Annotated in this window: 20 protein-coding genes; 5 read left to right on the forward strand and 15 right to left on the reverse strand. The window is 71.4% G+C overall.

The features are described from left to right. Positions 1-57: 57 nt before the first annotated feature. On the reverse strand, positions 58-267 hold the full coding sequence (locus AN216_RS09910) for a DUF2277 domain-containing protein (RefSeq protein WP_070196261.1): 210 nt from the start codon (positions 265-267) through the stop codon (positions 58-60). A 30-nt stretch (positions 268-297) separates the two neighbouring features. Here AN216_RS09910 and AN216_RS09915 point away from each other — a divergent pair, with 30 nt between their 5' ends. After that, positions 298-1,215 carry a pseudouridine-5'-phosphate glycosidase gene (locus AN216_RS09915; protein ID WP_070196262.1) on the forward strand — a complete coding sequence of 306 codons (918 nt, stop codon included), beginning with the start codon at positions 298-300 and terminating at the stop codon, positions 1,213-1,215. A gap of 39 nt (positions 1,216-1,254) precedes the next feature. On the opposite strand, the gene AN216_RS09920 is transcribed toward AN216_RS09915, so the two are convergent. Together AN216_RS09920 and AN216_RS09925 are read right to left on the reverse strand one after the other, a co-directional pair. Then, on the reverse strand, positions 1,255-1,845 hold the full coding sequence (locus tag AN216_RS09920; protein WP_070196313.1) for an Rv1733c family protein: 591 nt from the start codon (positions 1,843-1,845) through the stop codon (positions 1,255-1,257). Positions 1,846-2,046: 201 nt separating this feature from the next. Next, positions 2,047-3,615: an LCP family protein gene (locus tag AN216_RS09925; RefSeq protein ID WP_139140887.1), complete on the reverse strand. Its 1,569-nt coding sequence runs from the start codon at positions 3,613-3,615 to the stop codon at positions 2,047-2,049. A 367-nt stretch (positions 3,616-3,982) separates the two neighbouring features. Between AN216_RS09925 and AN216_RS09935 the strand changes: the two genes are divergently transcribed. Beyond that, positions 3,983-5,224: a transglycosylase family protein gene (locus AN216_RS09935; RefSeq protein ID WP_070196265.1), complete on the forward strand. Its 1,242-nt coding sequence runs from the start codon at positions 3,983-3,985 to the stop codon at positions 5,222-5,224. A gap of 43 nt (positions 5,225-5,267) precedes the next feature. Here the strand turns inward: AN216_RS09935 and AN216_RS09940 are convergent, their stop codons facing one another. The 6 genes from AN216_RS09940 to AN216_RS09965 form a co-directional block, all read right to left on the reverse strand. Next, entirely contained in the window at positions 5,268-5,603 is a 336-nt protein-coding gene (locus tag AN216_RS09940; RefSeq protein WP_070196266.1) for a hypothetical protein, read from the reverse strand. After that, positions 5,557-6,390 (reverse strand): ABC transporter ATP-binding protein, encoded by an 834-nt coding sequence (locus AN216_RS09945; RefSeq protein WP_079166432.1) that lies wholly within the window; start codon positions 6,388-6,390, stop codon positions 5,557-5,559. Before AN216_RS09945 ends, AN216_RS09940 begins: the two co-directional genes overlap by 47 nt. Next, entirely contained in the window at positions 6,387-7,358 is a 972-nt protein-coding gene (locus tag AN216_RS09950) for an ABC transporter ATP-binding protein (RefSeq protein ID WP_079166445.1), read from the reverse strand. Before AN216_RS09950 ends, AN216_RS09945 begins: the two co-directional genes overlap by 4 nt. A gap of 41 nt (positions 7,359-7,399) precedes the next feature. Continuing rightward, positions 7,400-8,317, reverse strand: coding sequence for an ABC transporter permease (locus AN216_RS09955; protein WP_079166433.1), 918 nt, complete (start codon positions 8,315-8,317; stop codon positions 7,400-7,402). Position 8,318: 1 nt separating this feature from the next. Further along, positions 8,319-9,287, reverse strand: a complete 969-nt coding sequence (locus tag AN216_RS09960) for an ABC transporter permease (protein ID WP_070196314.1) — start codon at positions 9,285-9,287, stop codon at positions 8,319-8,321. A 206-nt stretch (positions 9,288-9,493) separates the two neighbouring features. Beyond that, entirely contained in the window at positions 9,494-11,086 is a 1,593-nt protein-coding gene (locus tag AN216_RS09965; protein ID WP_079166434.1) for an ABC transporter substrate-binding protein, read from the reverse strand. Between the two features lie 425 nt (positions 11,087-11,511). On the opposite strand from AN216_RS09965, the gene AN216_RS09970 reads away from it, so the two are divergent. Together AN216_RS09970 and AN216_RS09975 are read left to right on the forward strand one after the other, a co-directional pair. Next, positions 11,512-12,333, forward strand: a complete 822-nt coding sequence (locus tag AN216_RS09970; RefSeq protein ID WP_070196268.1) for an SAM-dependent methyltransferase — start codon at positions 11,512-11,514, stop codon at positions 12,331-12,333. After that, positions 12,330-14,492, forward strand: coding sequence for a putative bifunctional diguanylate cyclase/phosphodiesterase (locus AN216_RS09975; RefSeq protein WP_070196269.1), 2,163 nt, complete (start codon positions 12,330-12,332; stop codon positions 14,490-14,492). The genes AN216_RS09970 and AN216_RS09975 overlap by 4 nt, the downstream gene beginning before the upstream one ends. A 139-nt stretch (positions 14,493-14,631) precedes the next feature. On the opposite strand, the gene AN216_RS09980 is transcribed toward AN216_RS09975, so the two are convergent. After that, positions 14,632-15,573 (reverse strand): alpha/beta hydrolase, encoded by a 942-nt coding sequence (locus AN216_RS09980; RefSeq protein ID WP_070196270.1) that lies wholly within the window; start codon positions 15,571-15,573, stop codon positions 14,632-14,634. Between the two features lie 502 nt (positions 15,574-16,075). On the opposite strand from AN216_RS09980, the gene AN216_RS09985 reads away from it, so the two are divergent. After that, entirely contained in the window at positions 16,076-17,278 is a 1,203-nt protein-coding gene (locus tag AN216_RS09985) for an acyl-CoA dehydrogenase family protein (RefSeq protein ID WP_070196271.1), read from the forward strand. A gap of 141 nt (positions 17,279-17,419) precedes the next feature. Here AN216_RS09985 and AN216_RS09990 read toward each other — a convergent pair whose 3' ends face one another. The 5 genes from AN216_RS09990 to AN216_RS10010 are packed head-to-tail and all read right to left on the reverse strand — an operon-like array spanning position 17,420 to position 21,135. Continuing rightward, positions 17,420-17,998: a GAF domain-containing protein gene (locus AN216_RS09990; RefSeq protein WP_070196272.1), complete on the reverse strand. Its 579-nt coding sequence runs from the start codon at positions 17,996-17,998 to the stop codon at positions 17,420-17,422. After that, complete coding sequence (locus AN216_RS09995) at positions 17,988-18,578, reverse strand: GTP-binding protein (protein ID WP_070196273.1); 591 nt, start codon at positions 18,576-18,578, stop codon at positions 17,988-17,990. The genes AN216_RS09990 and AN216_RS09995 overlap by 11 nt, the downstream gene beginning before the upstream one ends. Next, positions 18,556-18,936, reverse strand: coding sequence for a DUF742 domain-containing protein (locus AN216_RS10000; RefSeq protein WP_070196274.1), 381 nt, complete (start codon positions 18,934-18,936; stop codon positions 18,556-18,558). The genes AN216_RS09995 and AN216_RS10000 overlap by 23 nt, the downstream gene beginning before the upstream one ends. A 4-nt stretch (positions 18,937-18,940) precedes the next feature. After that, positions 18,941-19,357, reverse strand: coding sequence for a roadblock/LC7 domain-containing protein (locus AN216_RS10005; protein ID WP_070196275.1), 417 nt, complete (start codon positions 19,355-19,357; stop codon positions 18,941-18,943). Positions 19,358-19,389: 32 nt separating this feature from the next. After that, positions 19,390-21,135, reverse strand: a complete 1,746-nt coding sequence (locus tag AN216_RS10010) for an ATP-binding protein (protein WP_107401951.1) — start codon at positions 21,133-21,135, stop codon at positions 19,390-19,392. Between the last annotated feature and the right edge of the window lie 266 nt (positions 21,136-21,401).

Below are 21,401 nucleotides of genomic sequence, written 5' to 3' on the forward strand. Positions count from 1 at the left end.
ACGGGTCGCCCCCGTGAGCGGGCGAGTGGGCGGACAGCCGCGCCGGCCCGAACGCCGTCAGCGGCCCCGCACCTCGAGGGAGCTCAGCAACTCGTTGGTGGCGGCGGTGACCTGGTCCACGGCACGCTCGAAGGCGGCGGCGTTGTGCGCGGCCGGGTCACGGAAGCCGGACACCTTGCGGACGTACTGCAATGCGGCGGCACGCATGTCCGCCTCGGTTACGGTCTCGGCGTACGGGGGACGGAGGGTCCTGATGCTTCTGCACATGCTTCCGACGGTATACGGACGGAGACGGCGATGACGCTCGCGCTGGCCGACGAGGTACGGGACGCGATGACGCACGGGCTCCCCGTGGTGGCCCTGGATCCCACGATCATCGCGCACGGGCTCCCCCAGCCGCGCAACCTGACCATCGCGCTGGAGCTCGAGGAGTCCGTACGGGCCGCTGGTGCCGTGCCGGCGACCGTCGCCGTGCTGGACGGCCGGCCGCACATCGGGCTGAGCGAGAGCGAGTTGGAGCGGATCGCCACCGGCGAGCCACCGCGCAAGCTGAGCCATCGTGACCTCGCCCCGGCCATGGCGACCGGGGCGAGCGGCGCCACCACCATCTCCGGCACGGCCTTCCTGGCGGCGCACGCCGGGATCCGGGTGTTCGCCACCGGCGGCCTGGGCGGAGTGCACCGAGGCTGGAGTCGGGCGCAGGACGAGTCCGCGGACCTGCGGCTGCTGGCGCGGACCCGGGTCACCGCCGTGTGCGCCGGAGTGACCTCACTGCTGGACGTGCCGGCCACCGTCGAGCGGTTGGAGACCCTGGGAGTGGCCCTGATCGGCTACGGCACCGCCACCTGCCCCGCGTACTGCCTGGCGGACTCGGGCGTCCCGGTGGACTGGACGGTGCACGACGCGCGGGAGGTCGCGGCGGCGATGCGCGCGCAGGACACCCTCGGTGGGCCGGACACCGCACTGGTGGTGGCCCAGCCGGTACGCGCCGCGGACCAGCTCGATCCCCAGCTGCACGACCGGGTGTTGACGGACGCGCTGACCGCCTGCGAGCGGGACGGGGTCACTGGCGCGGCGGTCACACCGTACCTGCTGGAGCGGCTGGTTCGGGACACCGGAGGAGCGTCGCTGGAGGCCAGTCTCTCGGCGGTACGGGAGAACGTACGCCTGGCGGCCCGAGTGGCCGCGGTGTGGGCGGCGACGGCGCACATCTGAGACCGGCACCGGCCTTCACCCCAGCCCGGCGCGCTGAGCTCAAGGGGTCCGGTGCCGCCACTGCGGCTCGACCACGGCCCAGCCGCGCTCCCACTGGGCGGCCCGCTGACGGTTCAGCCCGGCCCGTACGCCCCAGCACAGGACGAGCGAGGTGCCGCTCCAGGCTCCGGCCACCAGCACCCCGAACACACCGGACTGGAAGGCCATCAGGGTCGGCCCGGGTGGCTCGGTCACCTTGGCGCCCTCGGCGTTGGTCCAGATGCGGATGTGGCTGCCGGCCTCACTGCCCTCCGCGACCTGGGCGGTACTGCGATGGGTGTCGCCGTCCGGGGAGCGCCACTGGACATGAGCCCACTCCTGGCCGGAGTCACCGGTGTAGACGCCGCCACCGCTCATCTCGTGCGCGTTGTCCAGCAGCTTCGCGGAGGTGGGCCGTAGTGCCTCACGCTGCTGCCGTGCCGAATCCTGGGCGGCCTGATAGGCGAGCACTCCGGCCAGCGCCGCCCCCACCGTCATCAGCAGGGCCGTGATCAGCAGAACCCAGCCCTCCACCAGGTCGGAACGGCGACGCAGCGGATTCGCACGCCACCGCCACCTCACCGGCCGAGGGTTCGCCTGCCTCTCCGCCATGGTCAGCACCCCATTCCGCGGCCCGGGCGGGAGTTCTCCCGTGTCGGGTGCCACATCCCGGACGGAGCATTCGCGACAAATCACTCAGTTCGCCGCGCCGCTCCCGGTCCGTGTGACGGCTCAGGCACGGGTGCGCCGACGCGCCGTGCGACCACCCGACACGCGCGGCCGTACGAGCGGGCACACCGCCGTCACCGACGGTCAACCGCAGTCGAGTTCGGCGCCGCTCGCGGGGGCGCCCTGCACGCTGCTGCGATCGTGCACGACCCGTACCACCTCCGGCTGGTTCCGGCCCGGGTACACGGTGAAAACCTTCGAGTCCCCCGGCACCGGGATCAGCCGCGCCGCCGGCAGTGCGGCCGCCAGCGAGCGTGCCTGGCGCTGGCGGCTCTTCGCGTAGACGATCTCGGTCTTCTCCGACGGCTTCCGCTCCCCCTCGGCCCGTTGCCTCCGCACCGGGAAGCCGTTCCCGCGCAGTCCGCGCTCCAGCGCCCCGGCGGCCTCGGCCCGTTCGGGCCCGGCCACGACGCGTACCGGGATGTCGCCGGGTGCCCAGGCCACCGGCACGCCCGGGGCGGGCTGGGCGTACGCCTCCTCGGAGGCGATCGACCGGTCGGTGCGCAGCGCCGCGAAGAGCCTGTCCGCGCGCTCGCGATCCCATACGAGGGTGGATCCCCAGTCCGGCACCCGATGGTCGAAGTCTGCGATCGGCACGGTCGCGAACTCCGCCCGCTCGGTGTCCAGCTTTCCCAGCGCCCGTCCCAGCGTCACCAGGTCCGCGGCGCTGAGCCGCTCGTCCGCGCGGAGAGTGTCCAGCAAGGCGGTGGCGCTGTGGGCGAGCGCGGCCGGGTCGTCGAACACGCCGCGCCCCTGGAAGCTGTGCAGCAGCTGGGCGAGGAACCGCTGCTGCCGCCGCATCCTGCCCAGGTCACCGGACGGCGGGAGGTGCCGGGCGCGTACGTACTGCAGGGCACCTCGGCCGTCCAGCCGGTGGGTGCCGGCGGTCAGGTCGAGGCCGGAGTTCCTGTCCCGCAGGGGCTTGTCGGTGCAGACGGTCGCGCCGCCGAGCTCGTCCACGGCCTCGACGAAGCTGGCGAAGTCGGCCTCCAGGTAGTGGTCGATCCGCACGCCGGTCGCCTGCTCCACGGTCCGTACGGTCATCCGGGGGCCGCCCAGGTCATAGGCTCCGTTGATCTTGCCGGCCCAGGGCCTCCCCTCGGGCTGTTCGCCGGCCGTCGTCGGCCGGGCCTGGCCCTCGGCAGCTGGCTCCCTGGCGGCTGGCTCCTCGGTCGTTGAGTCCCGGGCGCCGCCCGCCTCGCGGGGGAAGGGCACGTACGAGTCCCGGGGGACGCTCACCACGCTGACCCGCCGCTGGTCCGCGGAGACGTGCACCAACATCATGGCGTCGGTGCAGTTGCACGCCTCCCCACCGACATGCAGCCGCCTCTTCTCCCGCTCGGACAGACCAGCTCGCTTGTCCAGGCCGACGAGCAGGAAGTTCGTCCCGGGGCCGTCCGCCGGCCGGTCCGGCAGGTCGTCGAAGACGTCCGTACGCGGCATTGCCAGCGCCGCCGGGACCGCCATGGCGTTCGCCCCGGAGACGCCCGGCAACGCGAACCTCGGCACCGCCTCGGTGCCGAGGGCGGCACCACAGGTGAGCGTCACGCACAACGCCGCGATGGTGGCCGTACGACGGCGGCGCCCGCCCGCCGTGCGCTGGCTCCGCGCGAGGGGCCCGAGACGCGAGCGGGTTCGGCGCGGTTCGGACACGGCGTACCTCCTGGACGACGACGCTGGCGGGCCCGGACGGGTCCTGACGGGCCCGGACGGGCGCTGACGGCACCGCGCGCTGCGGGGCGGCGGAGCGCTGGCGAGCGCGGCAACGTCCGCAGTCTGGGCGCCCGGCACCGGCGTGGCACGGCGCCGCCGCGCGACGGGCCCGAGAGATCACCCGGAGGCAGGATCACGGACCGGCTCCAGACGGCGCACTCCGCCGATTGGTGACCGGGCGTATTCCCGGGTCGGCCTTGTGTAGCGAATGTGCCCCCCGTATGTTTACTGTGCTTGCCAATTCCCCGCGTGGGGAGACCAGTTGCCGACGTACCGGCGCCGCCTGGCGTGGGGAGGATGGGACACGATGCCTGCACGCGGTCGTCACCGCCGATACAAGCCGAGTCCCGTGTACCGTGCCGGGCTGACCGTGACCGCGGGTGGCGCCGGTATCGCGCTGCCCCTGGTGGGCGCGGCCGGAGCACAGGCGGCCCCCGAGGACACCTGGGACCAGGTCGCGGAGTGCGAGAGCACCAACAACTGGTCCATCAACACCGGCAACGGCTACTACGGCGGCCTGCAGTTCAAGCAGAGCACCTGGGAGGAGTACGGCGGCACGGCGCACGCCCCGCGCGCGGACCTGGCCAGCAAGTCCGAGCAGATCGCCATCGCGGAGAAGGTACTGGAGGGCCAGGGCCCGGGCGCCTGGCCGAAGTGCGGGCCCGAGGCGGGCCTCAGCCAGGACAGCGCCGAGCCGGACAGCCAGCCGCGGCAGGCGAGCGCGAAACAGGACCGTCAGACCGCCAAGGATTCCGAGTCCGCCAAGGCCGAGGAGGCCGAGCGTGCGGCGAAGGCGGAACGGGCCAAGCAGGAGCGGGGCAAGCAGGCCACCTCCTACGAGGTCGTCAGCGGGGACTCGCTCTTCTCCATCGCCGAGTCGCAGGAGGTCGACGGCGGCTGGCGCGGGCTGTACGAGCGCAACCAGCGGTCCATCGGTGGCGACCCGGACCTCATCCACCCCGGCGACGACCTCCGCCTGACCGGCCCGGCCCAGCAGCCGGAGAAGGACAGGGCCGAGCCGAAGGCCGATACCAAGAAGGAGAAGCCGGAGAAGGCCGAGAAGTCCGACAAGAAGAAGTCCAAGCAGAAGGACTCCTCGGACAAGGCTGACCAGAAGCAGCGGGCCGAGCAGGCGTCCACGCCCAGCGCCGCCGCCCCGGTGAACGGCGTCAGCCCGAGCACCGCCTACAAGCAGTCCGGCAGCAGCTGGTCATCCGGCTACCACACCGGCGTCGACTTCCCGGTGTCCACCGGCACCACGGTCAAGGCGGTCTCCGGCGGAAAGGTCGTCTCGGCGGGTTGGGCCGACTCGTACGGCTACCAGGTCATCCTGCGGCACGAGGACGGGAAGTACAGCCAGTACGCCCATCTGTCGGCCATCTCCGTGTCCGACGGCCAGTCCGTCAACGCCGGGCAGCGGCTGGGCCGTTCCGGCTCCACCGGCAACAGCACCGGACCACACCTGCACTTCGAGGTGCGCAACGCGCCCGGCTACGGCTCGGACATCAACCCGCTCGCCTATCTCCGGGAGCGCGGCGTCAAGATCTGACCCGCCCGCCTCGCGGACCGCGGCTCGCTCGCGGGGCCGGCGGTCAACGGCGTTCCCGCGCCCGGCGGCGCAGCACGAGCACCAGGTCGATCGCGGCGAACAGCGTCAGCCCCGCACAGACGAGGGTCAGTACGAGCAGCGAGTCGCTGCTCGGTACGTCCCCGGGGCTGCTGTGCGCCGTCCAATACCAGAACAGCAGCGTCCCGGCCAGGAACAGCGGCAGGAAGACCACGGACAGCAGGAGCCGCACGCCCAGCGCGCTCTGCGCGTAGAGCGGTTCGGTGCCCGTACGCTTCCAGCGGCGCCCCAGTACGCCCGAGCGCGAGCGGGGCTCAGCTCGCTGGTGTGGTGGTGTCCGGTGGTCGTGGCGTTCGGGCATGCTCGGCACCCTTCAACGGACGGTCCTTCGCCCTTCTCAGCCGAAGGCCCCCGCTTCCACTGTCCGTCATACCGCCCGCGCTTTCGAAGTCCAGCGTGCGATCACACCAGCGACGTAGCAGTCCACGGTCGTGTCCCACCGCCAACAGCGCGGCACCGCTTCGCCAGCGGTACCTCTCCACCACCGCGACGAGCGCCGCGGTCGTGGACGCGTCCAGCATGCCGGTCATCTCGTCGCACACCAGCACCCTGGGACGTAGCACGAGGGCGCGGGCGAGGCAGGCACGCTGCAGCTGCCCGTCACTGACCTCGTGCGGGCGCCGGCCGAGCAGCTCCTCGTCCAGCCCCACCTCCCGGGCCAGTTCGGCGCCCAGGCGCCGCGCCTCGACGCCCCGGCCGCAGGCCCGCAACGGCTCGGTGAGCAGGGCGCCCAGGGTCAGCTTGGGGTCCGCGGACATCCGAGGCTGCTGGAAGACCACCCCGACCGCCGTACGCTGCTCGCGTGGCGCTCGATGCCGCCAGCCGCGCGCCGTCTCGCCGCCGATCGTCACCGTGCCGGCGTACGGGCGGTGCAGCAGCGCCGCGACCCGGGCGAGCGTGGACTTGCCGCAGCCGCTCGGCCCGAGCAGCGCCACCGCCTCCCCCTCGGCGATCGAGAGCGTCACGTCCCGGACGACCGGGGCGCGGCGCTCGTATCCGGCGGTGACACCACGCAGGGCGAGCGCGGGGACCTCGCCCGACCGCTTCGGCTGCCCGCTCCGGTTCGACTGCTCGGCCCGGCCGCTCATCGAGGTCCTCCCCCGCCCACTCGGGGCCCCGTCATACCCGCCGTCGCGCCAGCGCCCGCACCGGCCGGAGCCGTCCGCTCCAGCGGGAAGTGGCAGGCCGTACCCTCGACCAGGGCGGGCGTGTCCGTACGGCACGCTTTTGCCACCCGGGTGCAGCGCGGCGCGAACGCGCAGCCGTCCGGCAGCGCCCCCAACTCCGGCGGGTTGCCCGGTATCGGCGTGAACTCCCGCTCCGGCAGCGCGTTGAGCAGCCCTCGGGCGTACGGGTGCCGGGGACCCGGCGGGCCGAAGAAGTCCGCGGCGGACGCGATCTCGACGACCCGCCCCGCGTACATCACCGCCACCCGGTCGGCGATCCGCTCGGCCGCCGCCAGGTCGTGGGTGATCATCAGCAGGCCGCGACCGTCCTCGGCGTGCCGACGCAGTTCGTCGACGGTGTGCTCGACCAGGTCGCGGTCCAGGCCGGTGGTCGGTTCGTCCGCGATCAGCAGCGGGGCGTCGCCGACCAGCGCCAGCGCGGTGGCCGCGCGCTGGGCCAGCCCCCCGGAGAGCTGGTGCGGGTGACGGTCCAGGTGATCGGCCGGGAACGCGGCCCGTTCCGCGGCCTCCAGCGCCGCCGTACGCGCCTCGGCGCGGCGCACCCCGGTCAGCTCCCGGACGGTCTCCTCCAGCTGCGCGCGCACGGTGCGCACGGGCGTGAGGTGCGCGGCCGGGCTTTGCGGCACGAGGCCGACCTGCCGCCCGCGCACGGCCTTGGCCATGGTCGTCTCGTCCGCGCTGAGCAGGTCCGGGCCCTGCGGCAGCAGCGCCGCACCACGCACCTGGGCGTTTCCGGGCAGCAGCCCCAGCAGCGCGGCGGCCAGCACCGACTTGCCGCAGCCGCTCTCGCCGACCAGGGCCAGGCACTCCCCCGCCGCGAGGTCGAAGGAGACTTCGGTGACGGCGTGGATGTGCCGCCCCTGCCGCATCCGGAAGCGTACGGAGAGGCCGGTGACGGACAGCAGCGCACTCACAGCATCAGCTCCGATCGGCGACGCGGGTTGAGCCTTTCCCGCCAGGCGCCGGCCAGGCCGGCGATGGCGAGGGTGGGGATGATGATGAACAGTCCGGGGAAGAGCGTCGGCCACCAGTCACCGGCCAGCAGGGAGCCGCGCGCGGCCTCGGTGAGGCTGCCCAGGCTCGGCTGGTGCGCGGGGATGCCGAGGCCCAGGAAGGACAGCGCGGACTCGTGCCAGATGGCGTGCGGCACCATCAGTACGCCCGCCAGCACGGCCTGCGGCAGCACTCCGGGCACCAGGTGGCGTACGGCGACCCGGGTGCGGGACGCACCGCCGGAGATGGCGGCGTCGATGTACGGCCGGGAACGCAACGACAGCACCTCGGCACGCACGATCCGCGCGGTGGACAGCCAGTGGGTGAGACCCACCGAGAGAACCACCGGCCAGACGCCGGGCCGGAACATCGCCACGATGAAGATCCCGAGCAGCAGGTGCGGCACCGCGGAGAAGACGTCCACCAGCCGCATCATCAGCCGGTCCGCCCGGCCGCCGAGCGCGCCGGCGGCGGCGCCGATGGCGGTGCCCAGCACGGTGGCGACGAGCGCCGCGACCAGGCCGACCAGCAGCGATACCCGCAGCCCGTAGACACAGCGCAGCAGCAGGTCCCGGCCGAGCCGGTCGGTGCCGAACGGATGCTCCCAGGACGGCGCCTGGAGCTTCTCGTCCAGGCGCACGTCCTGCGGGTCGGCCGGGATGAGCAGCGGCACAAGCAGCACCGCCGCCAGGACGATCGCCATGACGCCGGCGGAGACGCCCACCCGCAGGGCGCGGCGTCCCGGGCGGTGCGGCACGGCACCCGACCGCGAGGCCCAGGGGGCTCCGGTGGCTTGGGTCGCTTCGGCGGCTTGGGTCGCCTGGGGGCCTGCCATCTCACATCTCCTGGTGGTCGACGCGCGGATCGGCCAGTCCGTACAGCAGGTCCGCCAGCAGGTTGCCGGCGAGTACGGCCAGGGTGGCCAGCACGGTGAGGGCGGCGAGCAGCGGGAAGTCGGTGGCGGTGGCGGCCTCCACGGTGGCGGAGGCGATGCCCGGCCAGGAGAACACGGTCTCGATCAGCAGCGCGCCGGTGATCAGCTCCGGGACCCGGGAACCCAGCAGTGTCAGCACCGGCAGCAGTCCGGAACGCAGCGCGTGCCCCAGCAGCACCGTGCGCTCGCCGAGTCCGCGCGCGCGGGCGCCGCGTACGGGGTCCTCGGCCAGCGCGTCGGCCACGCCCTGGCGTACGTACAGCAGGAACCACGGCAACTGGGACAGCGCCAGCACGGCGGCCGGCAGCGCGAGGTGACGCAGCAGGCCACCCACGGTGACGGTGTCGCTGCCGGTGTCGGTGAGTCCGCCGGCCGGCAGGACGCCGAGTTGCAGCGCGAAGAGCCACACGGCCAGCAGCCCGGTCCAGAACGGTGGTGCGGCCTGCAGGACGTACGCCACGCCGGTGACGCAGCGATCCAACGCTCCCCCGGTACGGCGGGCGGCGGCCACCCCGAGGAGGGTGCCCAGCAGCAGGGCGAGCACGAAGGCCACCAGGCACAACAGGGCGGACCAACCGATGCGCTCCGTGATGACCTGGGCGACGGGCTGCCGCAGCGAGACCGACTCGCCGAGGTCACCGGTGACCGCGTGGCTCAGCCACTGCCACCACCGCTCGGTGAACGGCCCGTCCAGCGCGAGGTTGGCCCGCAGTTCGTCCAGGGTCTCCTGGGACGCGCTACGGCCGGCGGTGCCGGCGTACTGCCGCACCGGGTCGAACGGGGAGGCGGCGGCCAGCGCGAACATCCCGAAGGTGACGAGGGCGAGCACCGGCACGGCGGCGAGCAGCCGCCGCCCGGTGAGCCGGGCCATGCCGGCCCAGGGCAGCGCGCGGAACCGGCCAGGTGGGGCGTTCCGTGCCGGCCGTTCCGCGGGCGCCTGGTCCGTCGGCGCCGTCCCGTCGGCCGCGGGTATCGCGTCCGGGTTCGTGCCCGTGTCCGGTTCCGCCGAGGTACGCGGAGACGGGCCCGGACGGGTGCCCGGGGACGTGGGCGGGCTCGGCTCGGGACCGGCGCGGGTCATTCCTTCGGCCGCCAGTCCTCGACGTTCCACCACGGTCCGAATCCGAGCCCGTGGTCATGCGGCTCGACCTGGGTGCTGACTCCCGTCCACCGGTCGTTCATGACGTAGGTGTGGTCGATGTGGGTCAGGAAGGTGTAGCCGGGGTCCTTCGCCAACTCCCGTTGCACGGTGCGGTACGCGCGCTCGCGCTCGTCTCGGTCACCGGATTGCCGTCCCTTCTCCAGGGCCTTGTCCACGGCGGGGTTGTCGTAGGCGGACATGTTCTTGTAGCCGTCCAGGGCCAGTTCGGAGTGCAGCAGGCCGTAGAGGTCGAAGTCCGGGTCGGCGGGGCTGCCGCCGCCCGCGAGCACCGCGTCCTTGGCCAGCCGCGGGTCGATCACCTCCCAACTGCCCGACTTCACGGTGACCTTGATGCCGGCCTTCTTGACGTCGTCGGCGTAGGCCAGGGCGTGCTCCTGGCGTATCTGGTCGCCGGCCGGATACCACAGCGTGAACTCGGCTCGCTGCCCGTCCTTGGCCCGGATGCCATCCGCGCCCGGCTTCCAGCCCGCCTCGTCGAGAATCCGCTTGGCGCCCTTCAGGTCGTGCCGCCGCTCCGTGCCCTCGGCGAACCACTCACTGTCGGTCGGCACCGGCCCGTAAGCCGGCTTGCCCGCGCCGGAGAGGATCGAGCGCACCATCTGCTCGCGGTCCACCGCCAGGTCCAGCGCCCGGCGGACGGCGGTGTCGCCGGTCACGTCGTTGCCGCTGGGCAGGGTGACGGCACGGAAGTCGGAGCTCTTGGCCGCCAGGGTGCGCTTCCCCTCGTCCTTCTCGAAGGTCTGGGCGAGCTGCGGCGGAAGAATGGCACCGTCCAGGTCGCCGGAGCGCAGCCGGGTGGCCCGGACGTCGTCGTCCTCCACGGTGGCCATGGTGAACTTCCGCACCTCGGGCGCGCCGCCCCAGTAGTCGGGGTTGGCCTTGAAGGACAGCTTCTCGCCCTTGCGCCAGTTGGTGAGGACGTACGGGCCGGTGCCAACCGGCTTGGTGTTGTACGCGCCGTCGTTGACGTCCTGCTTCCCGGCGACCTCCTCGGCCGCGATGGGCAGCACGGTCCGCTCGGCGAAGGCCGCGTACGGATACTTCAGTTCGAAGACGACCGTGTGCTTGTCCTTCGCGTTGACGCTCTTGACCGCGTCGAGTTCGCCCTTGTTCGGGTTGTTGGTCTTCTTGTCCAGGATGGTCTCGTACGTGAAGACCACGTCCCGCGCCGTGAACGGGCTGCCGTCGCTGAACTCCACGCCCTCGCGCAGCGCGAAGGTGTAGGTCCGGCCGTCCTCGCTGACCTCGGGGAGTTCGGTGGCCAGCGCGGGCTTGAGGTTCATCTTGGCGTCCCGCCGCAGCAGTCCGTCGAATATCTTCGAGTTGCCGTCCTTGCCGTAGCCGAGCAGCGGACTGAGGGTGTCCGGCTCCTGGGCTATCCCCACGGTCAGCGAGTCGGTGGCGCCGCCGGCTCCGCCCTCGCTCGGCGCCGAACAAGCCGCGCCACCGGCCAGCAGCGCCGCGGCCGTGACCCCCGCGGCCAGAGTGCGCACAGTACGGGACCTCATTTCGCCACCTTCACTCACGTCAGCTGCCTACGCCGTCGCTTCCGGGGCGCCCTCGCCTCCGGCCGATCGCTATTGCGACCAACATGCAATTAAACACCATCCTCAGCAAGGCCACGAGGGTGCCTTCCTGCTCGCGTCCGGCGATCACCCGAGCCGCGAAGCTGTTCGTCAATTCACCTGTGCTGTCCGCCCGTTCGTGATGAGGTGATCGCCGTGGGGAGTAACGCGCCGACTCACCAAACGAATCAACGGGGCAAATCGGGAGAGAGCGCGCAGGCTTTCGCGGAAGACCGCCCCCACACGGGTTTCAGTCACGCAACTTCGTGACAAGATCGAGCCGTTGAGTCGTGGTTTCCCCTTCTCTGCCGCCTTGGGGTCAGTAACCTCGGATTCGACCGGCAAGCCGAAGACAAGCTGGAGACCAGATGGAACGTCCCGCCTGGGCGCCACAGGGCATAGATCTGACCGTGCCAAGCGTGTCGCGCATCTACGACTACTACCTCGGCGGGTCGCACAACTTCGAGGTCGACCGTGCGGCCGGGCGGGCGGTCCTGGAAGCCTGGCCGGGACTGACGAAGATCGTGCAGGTGAACCGCGCCTTCATGCGCCGGGCCGTGCGGTACGCCGTCGGCGAGGGCGTCGACCAGTTCCTGGACATCGGTTCCGGCATCCCCACCTTCGGCAACGTCCACGAGGTCGCCCTGGCGGCCGACCCGGACTCCCGGGTGCTCTACGTGGACCATGACCCGGTGGCGGTGGCGCACAGCCGGGCCGTGCTACAGGACACCGATCAGGCGGAGATCGTCTCCGCGGACTTCCGCTCGCCACAGGACGTACTGCTGAGCGCCGAGGCCGAGCGGGTGCTCGACCTGGACCGGCCGGTCGCCCTGATGTTCGTGGCCCTGCTGCACTTCATCGAGGACAAGGACGACCCCTGGAAGGCCGTCGCGGAGTTCCGGGACGCCCTCGCGCCGGGCAGTCTGCTGATCGTCACCCACGCCGGGGAGGGGGAGGTGCGCAAGCCGGCGCGCGGCGACGACGCCGTGGCGCTGTACCGCCGGATCGGCTCCCCGATCCAACTGCGCACCCGCGCGCAGGTGCTGGACTTCTTCGAGGGCTTCGAACTGCTGGACCCCGGCCTGGTGGCCATGCCCCGATGGCACCCCGATTCCGCACCGGAGCACGAGGACCCGGTGACCTTCGCGGGCTTCGCCGGAGTGGGCCGTAAGACGGGACCGACCGAGTGAGTCGGGCGGACGAACCGGACGGTTCCAGAGCCGACGGACTGCGGCGCTTCGCCACGATATGGAGCCGGGCGGTCTATCCGGCCACCGCCACCTCGATGACGCGCGCCGAGTTCGAGGACCATCTCCACCCGTTGGCCGTCCAGTTGGCCGAGGCGCTGCACACCCACCCGTTCTCCCCCACGGTGGGTCGCGGCGTCGGGGAGGCGCTGGTCGCCGCCCACTGCACGGACCCGGACGCGCTGCCGCACATCCTCGGGGTGGTGGAGTCGTACCTGGTGCTCTACAGCACGCACGAGGAGCCGCTACCTGTCGACGAGGGCCGCGCCCGCTGCGCACGACTCCAGCACGCCATCTCGGCCGGCTTCACCCGGGCGCTGCGGGAGCGTACGAGAAGCGAGCAGGAGGCCCTGTCCCGCGCCGCGTTGGCCGCCCAGACGGCGGTGGAGGAAGCGCTGCACACCAGCGAGACACGCTTCCGCGCGGTGTTCAAGGACGCCACCATCGGCATCGGGATCGCGGACATGAGCGGCCGTATCCGGGACGTCAACGGCGCCCTGGCGGGCATGTTCGGCCGCTCCGAGGAGGAGCTGCGTCGGCGCAGCGTGAGCGACTGGGTGCACCCCGGGGACGCACCGGAAGTCTGGCGGATGCACCGGGAGTTGGTGCGCGGCGAACGGGACCACTTCCGGGTGGAGAAGCCGTTCTCCCGCCCGGACGGCACGGTGCTGTGGACGAACCTGACCTTCTCCCTGCTGCGTGGCGCCGAGGGCGAGCCGCGCTACCAGTTGACGCTGATGGAGGACATCACCGAGCGCCGGCTGCTGCACCTGCGTCTGCGGTACGAGGCCACGCACGACGAACTGACCGGGCTGCCCAACCGCACGCTCTTCGCGGAACGCCTCGATCGCGTGCTCACGGCCGGCGAGGGCCGGTTCGGGCTGTGCTATCTGGACATCGACGGGTTCAAGGCCGTCAACGACAGCCTCGGGCACGCGGTCGGCGACCAGTTGCTGATCTCCGTGGGCGAGCGGCTGCAGTCCTGCGCCGCCGCACCGGACCACCTGGTGGCGCGGATCGGCGGCGACGAGTTCGCGGCGCTAGTGACCGACCCGTCCGGCCCCGAGCAGGTAACGGAGCTCGCGCGCCAGACGCTGGCCGCGCTCGCCACACCCATCACCATCGACGGGCGGGACCTTTCCGTACGGGCCAGCATCGGCATCGTCGAGGGGGCGAGCGGCGACCTGGGGCCAGCGGAGGTGATGCGCAGCGCGGACATCACCATGTACCGGGCGAAGGACGGCGGCGGCAACCGCTACGAGGTGGCGGACCCCGACTCGGACGCGCGCGCCATAGACCGGCACAGCCTGACCAACCACCTGCCGGGCGCTCTGGAGCGGGACGAGTTCTTCCTGGAGTACCAGCCGTTGATCCGGATGCTGGACGGACGAGTGGACGGCGCGGAGGCGTTGGTGCGCTGGCGGCATCCGGTGCACGGCCGGCTCGGACCGGACCGCTTCATCCCGCTGGCGGAGCACACCGGGCTGATCGTGCCGTTGGGCCGTTGGGTGCTGGAACAGGCCGTGGAGCAGGCGTACTTCTGGCAGCGCGGCCTGGTGGAAGGAGACAGCGCCGGAGCGGGACGCGAACCGCTGCGGGTGAACGTGAACCTCTCGCCACGCCAACTGCACCACCCCGACCTCGTGCCGGACACCATCGCCGTCCTGGAAGCCGCGGGGGTGTCCCCCGAATCGCTCTGCCTCGAGGTCACCGAGAGCGCGTTGATAGGGGCGGACGAGGACGAGCTGAAGCCGCTGCGGCAGTTGGCGGAGCTGGGTGTGGACATCGCGCTGGACGATTTCGGCACCGGCTACTCCAACCTGGCGAACCTGCGCCGGCTGCCGGCGACCACGCTGAAGCTGGACCGCTCCTTCACCCAGGGCCTGCAGCAGCACCCGGCCGATCCACTGGACGTGACCTTCGTGGGCGGCATCGTCTCACTGGCACACGCGCTCGGGCTGCGTGTGACGGTGGAGGGGGTGGAGACCGAGGCACAGGCACAGCAGTTGCGCGAGCTGGACTGTGACACGGCCCAAGGGTGGTACTACGCGCGCCCCGCCTCCCCGGAGAGCATTCCCGCGTACTGGTCACCGTCGGACTGAGCCGGGTGACCCTCGCCCGGCGGGAAGCCGGGCCGAGGCCGGGTGGTCGGCGTACGTCGGCCTGCCGCCGGTGGGGGGGCGTAGAGCCCGACGCGGGCGGCCCGGGACGTACGACGTCTCGCTGACGGCCGGCGCGAGATCAGCCGTCGCCGTCCGGGCGCACGTGTCGGTCCAGCCAGGCGAGCAGGTCAGCGGTGACCTCCTCGCGGTTGGTCTCGTTCAGGATCTCGTGCCGCGCACCGGGGTAGGCACGCCAGCTCAGCTGCCGGGTGCCGGTATAGCGGAAGTCCTCCAGCAGTTCGTGGACGAGCGTCATCCCCTGGTGGCACGGGTCCTCCTCACCGACGACCACGTGCACCGGCAACTCGGAGGGGATACGGCCGGACATCTCCGGGTCGTTGATCTTGCGGACGCCCAGCACCCAGTCCATCGAGAGGCCGGCACCGAACGGGAACCCGCAGCCCTCGTCGGCGACGTACCGGTCGACCTCGGCTTCGTCCCGGGACAACCACTCGTATCCGGTGCGGCCCGGGAAGGGGTCGTTGAAGGCGCCGAACAACTCCGGGATGAAGTCGGACGGCGCGTCCCGACCACCCTGCCGGATCTGCGCCTCCAGATCGCGCAGGGACGCCGCCGGATCACAGCCCGGCAGCGAACGGAACGTACCGGAGAGGATCAGGGCGTCCAGTGTCCCGCCGTACTCCTGCGCGTAGTCCCGCGCGTACTGGCTGCCCATGCTGTGGCCGAACAGCACGTGCGGGAGATCCGCCGGCAGTTCGGCACGCAGCCGCTCGGCGACGGTCCGCAGGTCGGCGACGGTCGCCCGCCAGCCGTCCAGGTCGCCGACCGCGCCGTACCCGCCGGCGGCGGGGGCCGTGCGTCCGTGGCCGCGGTTGTCCGAGGCCGTCACCGCGTATCCGCGCTGAACGAGGGCGCCGGCGAAACGGTCGTAGCGCCGAGCGTGCTCCGCGGCACCGTGCACCAGCTGGACCAGGGCCACGGGCGGCCCCGCGGGCAGCCAGGTGTAGGTAGCGACCCGGGTACCGTCCGACGCCTCGGTGAAGTCCGCGCGCGCGTCCACGTGGTCCGCCTCTCATCGTCGTGCTGCTCGCCGGGTCGGCGCCGATCCGGCTGTCGCGAAGGTCACCGTACTCGTCGGGCGTGCCCGAGGTGAAGCGTACGCGGAAAGCCACCACGCGAACCGGGGCGGATTCACTGGTTCCGCACAACCTCCGCACGAGGCGTCCCGAAAGGGTGGCGGGTTCACGACGGTGGGGCACAACTCCTCGTCGTGCGCTCATACTTGACGACTTCAGTGGGTAGTGCGTTTATGCCAGTGGGTCATGCGAGGCTGGCGCGGGGGGCGGTGAGGTGCCCGTCAGCGCGGGCCCGTTCGCCGCGTAGTCGCACATACGCCTGCTCGGGGGTCACATGGGGAGAATTTGAGTCAAAGTTTCGAACGATCTTGAACTATTTGCATGACGGTAGATCATATTGGGGGCCGTCACGAGGACGGACCGCCGCCGATGCACCACCCCACCCGTAGCTCGAGTGGGGGCAGCCCCGCCGAGGAGGCCCGTCACATGGATCGCTACTTCACGGAGCCGCAGCACCAGCAGCTGCGCCAGGAAGTGCGAGAGTTCGCAGCACGCGAGGTCAGGCCACGCATACCCGAGATGGAACGCACCCGCGCGGTCTCCCACACCCTGTCCCGTCGAATCGCCCAGCAAGGCTGGATCGGAGCGACCGTGCCGCGCGCGTACGGCGGCATGGGTGCCGGTCACCTCTCGAAGACGGTCATCATCGAGGAACTCTCCCGGGAGAACGGCGCCATGGGCGCCATGGTGCAGGCTTCCCAGCTGGGCGTCGCCAAGATCGTGCACTTCGGTGACGAGGAACAGAAGAAGCACTGGCTACCCGCCATCGCCGCTGGCGAGTGCCTGCCCACCATCGCCGTGACCGAGCCGGACTCCGGCGGCCACGTACTGGGCATGTCCAGCAGCGCCGTGCGGGACGGGGACGACTACATCCTGAACGGCAGCAAGATCTACGTCGGCAACAGCCACGTCGGCGACCTGCACGGCGTGGTCGTACGCACCGGTCCCGGCTCCAAGGGACTCTCCGCGTTCCTCGTCGAGTCCGACCGCCCGGGGTTCAGCCTCGGCGACCAGCAGCCCGCGATGGGATTGCACGGCTTCAGCTTCGGCGAACTGCATTTCGACAACTGCCGGGTCCCGGCGGCGAACATGCTCGGTGAGGAGGGTGACGGGCTGTCCGTCGCGTACTCCTCCAGCGTCCTCTACGGCCGCGCGAACCTCACCGCGGTCTCGCTGGGCATCCACCAGGCCGTGCTGGACGAGACCACGGCCTTCTGCGCCGAACGCGAGCGGTACGGCGCGCCGTTGTCCGAGCTGGGCTCCATAAAGCTGAAGCTCGGGCAGATGCAGTCCCGGCTGATGACGGCGCGGCTGGCCGCGTACCACGCCGTCCATCTGCTGGACCGTGGCCTGCCGTGCGACGCGGAGCTGATGAACGCCAAGCTCGTCAACGTCGAGTACGCCCTGGACTCCGCGCGCAACGCGATGGAGATCCACGCCGCGGCCGGGCTGTTCACCGACCGCCCGGTGGAGCGCTACCTGCGGGACGCGCACCACATCTTCGCGCCGGCCGGCACCTCGGACATCCAGCGCCTCCGCCTCGGGGAGGTGGCGATGGGCACCGCCAAGGGCCCCTGGTCCGACAAGCTCTCGACGCTGGTACGCACCGACCCGAGTCCCGCGGTGTGACACCGCTCCACTGACCGCCCCGTCCGGCGCCGGGGCTCCGGCGGTACGGACCTACGGCCCGCCGCTTCGCCACCCCCCACGAGGGGCCCCGCCCGTAGGCGGGTTCCCGTCGCTTCCGCACCGCCCGGGACGGCTCTCCGCTCAGGAGTGTGCCTGCTCCCGACGGTGGATCTGGTCAACCAGGTCGGCGGCCATGGTCTTGATGGTCTCCAGACCCTGCCGGCCCCAGGGGCGCGGCTCCTGGTCGACAACACAGACCGTGCCGAGCGACATGCCCGTACGATCGATCAGCGGCGCACCGAGGTAGGAGCGGATGCCGATCTCGTCCACCACCGGGTTTCCGGCGAACCGGGGGTAGTCACACACGTCCTCCAGCACGAGGGCCTTGCGCCGTACGACCACGTGCGGGCAGTAGCCGTGATCACGTGCCATCACCCGGCCGACTCCGGCGGACTGCCCGCCGGCCTGACCGGACGGACCCAGCTCCACCGCCTGGTCGGAGCCCGGGGCGTAGAGACCCGCGAAGTACTGCCGCTCCTCGTCGATGAAGTTCACCATGGCGTACGGCGCGCCGGTGATGTTCGCCAACTTCCGCGCGAAGTCGTCGAACTCGGGTACCGGCGTCTCACCGATCCCCAACTCGCGCAACCGGGCGACCCGGTTCGGGGCGTCGGCATCATCCGGAGTCAGGAGGAGATGGGACGTTGGGTCATATGACATCTGTGACATGCTGACTCCTCGAGTCGATCAAATGCTGTACAAGGGATACGAGGACCTGGGTGCCGGAGCCGTTGCGCCGTGCGTCGCACAGCACCACCGGGACCTCGGGTTTGAGGTCTATCGCGGCGCGTACCTCCTCCGAGTCGTAGTGGAATGAGCCGTCGAACTCGTTCACCGCGACGATGAAACCGATACCGCGGCGCTCGAAGAAGTCGACCGCCGCGAAACAGTCCTCCAAGCGCCGGGTGTCGGCCAGCACGACGGCCCCGAGAGCGCCGGCCGAGAGTTCGTCCCACATGAACCAGAAGCGTTCCTGCCCGGGAGTGCCGAAGAGGTAGAGCATATGAGTGGCGCTCAGACTGATCCGACCGAAGTCCATCGCCACGGTCGTGGTGGTCTTCTCCTCCACCCCCTCCAGGCTGTCGGTGCCCGCGCTCACCTGGGTCAGCAGTTCCTCGGTGCTCAACGGCTCGATCTCGCTGACCGCGCTCACGAAGGTGGTCTTGCCTACCCCGAAGCCTCCGGCGACCAGGATCTTCAACGCGGTCGGGAAGGGATCAGAGTCGTTTACGGAGCCCATCGAGCACCGCCTCCAGCAGATCTCGGTCGGTCGGGTCTTGGCCCAGTGGCGCGCGGCCGGGGGCCCGTGCGGTGATGGCTCCGCAGTCCACGAGGTCGGACAACAAAACCTTGGTGACCACCGCCGGTTGGCGGATGTGGGCGGCGATCTCGGCCACGGAGAGCGGGCCACCGCACAGCCCGAGCACATGGCTGTGGTCTGGCCCCAGGTAACTGTTCGGTCGGTTACCGGTGGCCATCACGAGTGTCAGGAGGTCGAAGTGAGCCGAGGGCTGGGTGCGTCCGTCACTGACGGTGTAGGGACGGACGAGCCGTCCCGCGTCGCCATCCAGCCAGGGCCCCTCCACGGGTTCTGACATACGCTCAGTGTCCTGCGGGTTGGCGCGCTGGAGTGGCCAGATAGGGGCGGACGCTCTTCACCAGCATCGCCATCTCGTAGCCGAGCACGGCCGCGTCCGCCTCGTTCCCGGCGAGCACCGCGAGGCAGGCGCCCTGTCCGGCGGTGGAGACGAAGAGCAGTGAGGTGTCCAACTCGACCACCACCTGCCGGACCTCGCCCCCCTCACCGAATCGCACGCCCGCGCTCCGGGCCAGGGAGTACAGCCCGGAGGCGAGAGCCGCCATGTGGTCGGCGGTGTCCGTGTCCAGTCCGTGCGCGGCCTTCACCAGACCGTCGGACGAGAGCAGGAGTGCGCTGCGCGAGTGCGGTACGCGCTGGACGAGCCCGGTCAACAACCAGGAAAGGTCCGGCGTCTGGCCGATGGGCGCTTCACTCACCATGATCGCGTTCTTCTCCTTGAGGGGCGGGCCACTTAGTTGGCAGGGGTGGTGTCCCCGCCTGGATACGGGCTGTTCTCGGTGCCGTTGGGTGTTCCCTCGGCGTCGTCTGCGAGGTTGGTTCCGCGGCGGAAGGCCGCCATCAGGCCGGGGTCGTGCCCGGATTCGGCCTCGTCGTTCACCGTCGGCACCCGCGGAGCGTCCCGCAGCTCCGGCGCGAGGTGCTCCTGCCGGCGACGGCGGGGCAACTGCGGGCGGTCGCCGTTCGCCTGCGTGTGACCGGCGTCCCCGGAGTGCCTCCCTCGTTGTGGGGCGGCGTTGTCCGACTGCCGCGCCGGCGGGTTCCCGGGGGGCGCCGACGTGTGCGCGGCGGACTGCGCGGGAATGTGCGGCTGCCGCGGCCGTTCCGGCTGGGCCGGCTGTACGGGCTGTGCGGGCTGTGCGAACGGTTGCTGCGACTGACCGTACTGTCCGGGCTCGGGCGGCGCGGCGCTCGTCGGTTGCGGTGTCGCTGGTACTGCTGCGTGCTGGACGGCCGGCTGGGCCGGGGCGCCGGCGGCCAGCGCGCTGGGTTCGTACGAGTTCTGGGCCACCGCGCTGGCGGCGCTGGCCGCGGACCGCTCCGAGGCGGACGCCGCCGACGGGTTGGAGTCCTCCGGGGAACCGAGCACCGCCTGCGGCAGCACGAGCACCGCCTGGATGCCCCCGTAGATGTTGCTCTGCAGCTGTACGACGATGCCGTGCCGGCGGGCCAACGAGGACACTACGAACAGGCCGATCCGACCGTCCGAGAGCAGCTCACCCACGTCGAACTGCTCGGGGCCGGAGAGCAGGGAGTTCATCCGGTTCTGCTCCTGCGCGGTCATGCCCAGCCCCCGGTCCTCCACCTCGATGGCGAGTCCGGCTGTCACATGCTGGGCGCGCAGGAGCACCTGGGTCTGCGGGGCCGAGAACACGGTGGCGTTCTCCACCAGTTCGGACAGCAGGTGGATGACGTCGGCGACGGCGTGGCCACGCAGCGTGCCCTCGATCGGCGGCACCAGCTTGACCCGGGGGTACTGTTCCACCTCCGCGATGGAGGACCGCAGCACCTCGGTCATGGTGACCGGTCGGGTCCACTGCCGCCGGGAGACCGCGCCACCGAGCACCGCGAGGTTCTCCGCGTGTCGGCGGATACGCGTGGCCAGGTGGTCGACGTGGAACAACCCCTTCAACAGGTCCGGGTCCTCGACCTGGTTCTCCAGCCCGTCGAGCAGCTCGATCTCACGGTGCACCAGGGACTGCAGCCGCCGCGCGAGGTTGACGAAGACCTCGACTTTCTCGTCACTGCCGCTGTTGTCGGCACGGACGAGTTCCGCCGCCTCCGCGACCGCGCTCTCCGCGTTGTGCTGTGCCAGCCGGAGTTCCTGGGCGAGCTGGTCCAGGGCGTCCCCGGACGGTTCGCTGGTGGGTGCCAGCGGCGAGCCACGCAGCCGCTCGCCCTGTTGCAGGCGGCGCAGTTGAGCGCGCACCTCCTCCTGGCCACGCTCGGAGGACCGGCGCAGCGCGGCGTACCGGGCAACCGTCGTACGGGCTTCCGAGGAGGCGAACAGGGCGGCACCCACCAGCACCGCGCAGGTCACCAACAGCGATCCCGCGAGCACGCCCCACAGGGTCGCGCTGTCGGTGCCGGGGTCGTCGGCACTGCCGGAGACGCCCCCCTGGGAGTGCAGCACGTAGGCCATCGCCGCGGCTGCGACGAGCGCCACGAGCCCGGCGGGCAGCAGGGCGAGACGCACCATGCGATACCGCACCGCGGCGTCGCCGCTGTGCTCGCGCTCGGGCTCCCGGCCGTGCCGGGCACGAGAGCCGCCCGCTCCGGAGGAGTCCGCGGGCGAGGGCACCGGGGCGGGGGTTCCCCTTCCTGACTGCACCGTAGGGTTCGGGGGTTCAGGCATCGATTTCCTCGGTTGACTTGAGGTCTCTCTGAAGGGCGTGCCAGGGGCACGCTGGCTGCTGCAACACCGTGGCCACCAGACGCTGTGCGCCACGGTCCGTATCACTCACG

Source organism: Streptomyces oceani (assembly GCF_001751245.1).
GTDB lineage: Bacteria > Actinomycetota > Actinomycetes > Streptomycetales > Streptomycetaceae > Streptomyces > Streptomyces oceani.

Excerpts from the sequence above, each read along its gene's own strand:
- AN216_RS09910 (WP_070196261.1), bottom strand. The coding sequence starts at position 267 with ATGTGCAGAAGCATCAGGACCCTCCGTCCCCCGTACGCCGAGACCGTA.
- AN216_RS09915 (WP_070196262.1), top strand. The coding sequence starts at position 298 with ATGACGCTCGCGCTGGCCGACGAGGTACGGGACGCGATGACGCACGGG.
- AN216_RS09920 (WP_070196313.1), bottom strand. The coding sequence starts at position 1,845 with ATGGCGGAGAGGCAGGCGAACCCTCGGCCGGTGAGGTGGCGGTGGCGT.
- AN216_RS09935 (WP_070196265.1), top strand. The coding sequence starts at position 3,983 with ATGCCTGCACGCGGTCGTCACCGCCGATACAAGCCGAGTCCCGTGTAC.
- AN216_RS09940 (WP_070196266.1), bottom strand. The coding sequence starts at position 5,603 with ATGCCCGAACGCCACGACCACCGGACACCACCACACCAGCGAGCTGAG.
- AN216_RS09945 (WP_079166432.1), bottom strand. The coding sequence starts at position 6,390 with ATGAGCGGCCGGGCCGAGCAGTCGAACCGGAGCGGGCAGCCGAAGCGG.
- AN216_RS09950 (WP_079166445.1), bottom strand. The coding sequence starts at position 7,358 with ATGCGGCAGGGGCGGCACATCCACGCCGTCACCGAAGTCTCCTTCGAC.
- AN216_RS09955 (WP_079166433.1), bottom strand. The coding sequence starts at position 8,317 with ATGGCAGGCCCCCAGGCGACCCAAGCCGCCGAAGCGACCCAAGCCACC.
- AN216_RS09960 (WP_070196314.1), bottom strand. The coding sequence starts at position 9,287 with ATGGCCCGGCTCACCGGGCGGCGGCTGCTCGCCGCCGTGCCGGTGCTC.
- AN216_RS09965 (WP_079166434.1), bottom strand. The coding sequence starts at position 11,086 with ATGAGGTCCCGTACTGTGCGCACTCTGGCCGCGGGGGTCACGGCCGCG.
- AN216_RS09970 (WP_070196268.1), top strand. The coding sequence starts at position 11,512 with ATGGAACGTCCCGCCTGGGCGCCACAGGGCATAGATCTGACCGTGCCA.
- AN216_RS09985 (WP_070196271.1), top strand. The coding sequence starts at position 16,076 with ATGGATCGCTACTTCACGGAGCCGCAGCACCAGCAGCTGCGCCAGGAA.
- AN216_RS09990 (WP_070196272.1), bottom strand. The coding sequence starts at position 17,998 with ATGTCATATGACCCAACGTCCCATCTCCTCCTGACTCCGGATGATGCC.
- AN216_RS09995 (WP_070196273.1), bottom strand. The coding sequence starts at position 18,578 with ATGGGCTCCGTAAACGACTCTGATCCCTTCCCGACCGCGTTGAAGATC.
- AN216_RS10000 (WP_070196274.1), bottom strand. The coding sequence starts at position 18,936 with ATGTCAGAACCCGTGGAGGGGCCCTGGCTGGATGGCGACGCGGGACGG.
- AN216_RS10005 (WP_070196275.1), bottom strand. The coding sequence starts at position 19,357 with ATGGTGAGTGAAGCGCCCATCGGCCAGACGCCGGACCTTTCCTGGTTG.
- AN216_RS10010 (WP_107401951.1), bottom strand. The coding sequence starts at position 21,135 with ATGGTGCGTCTCGCCCTGCTGCCCGCCGGGCTCGTGGCGCTCGTCGCA.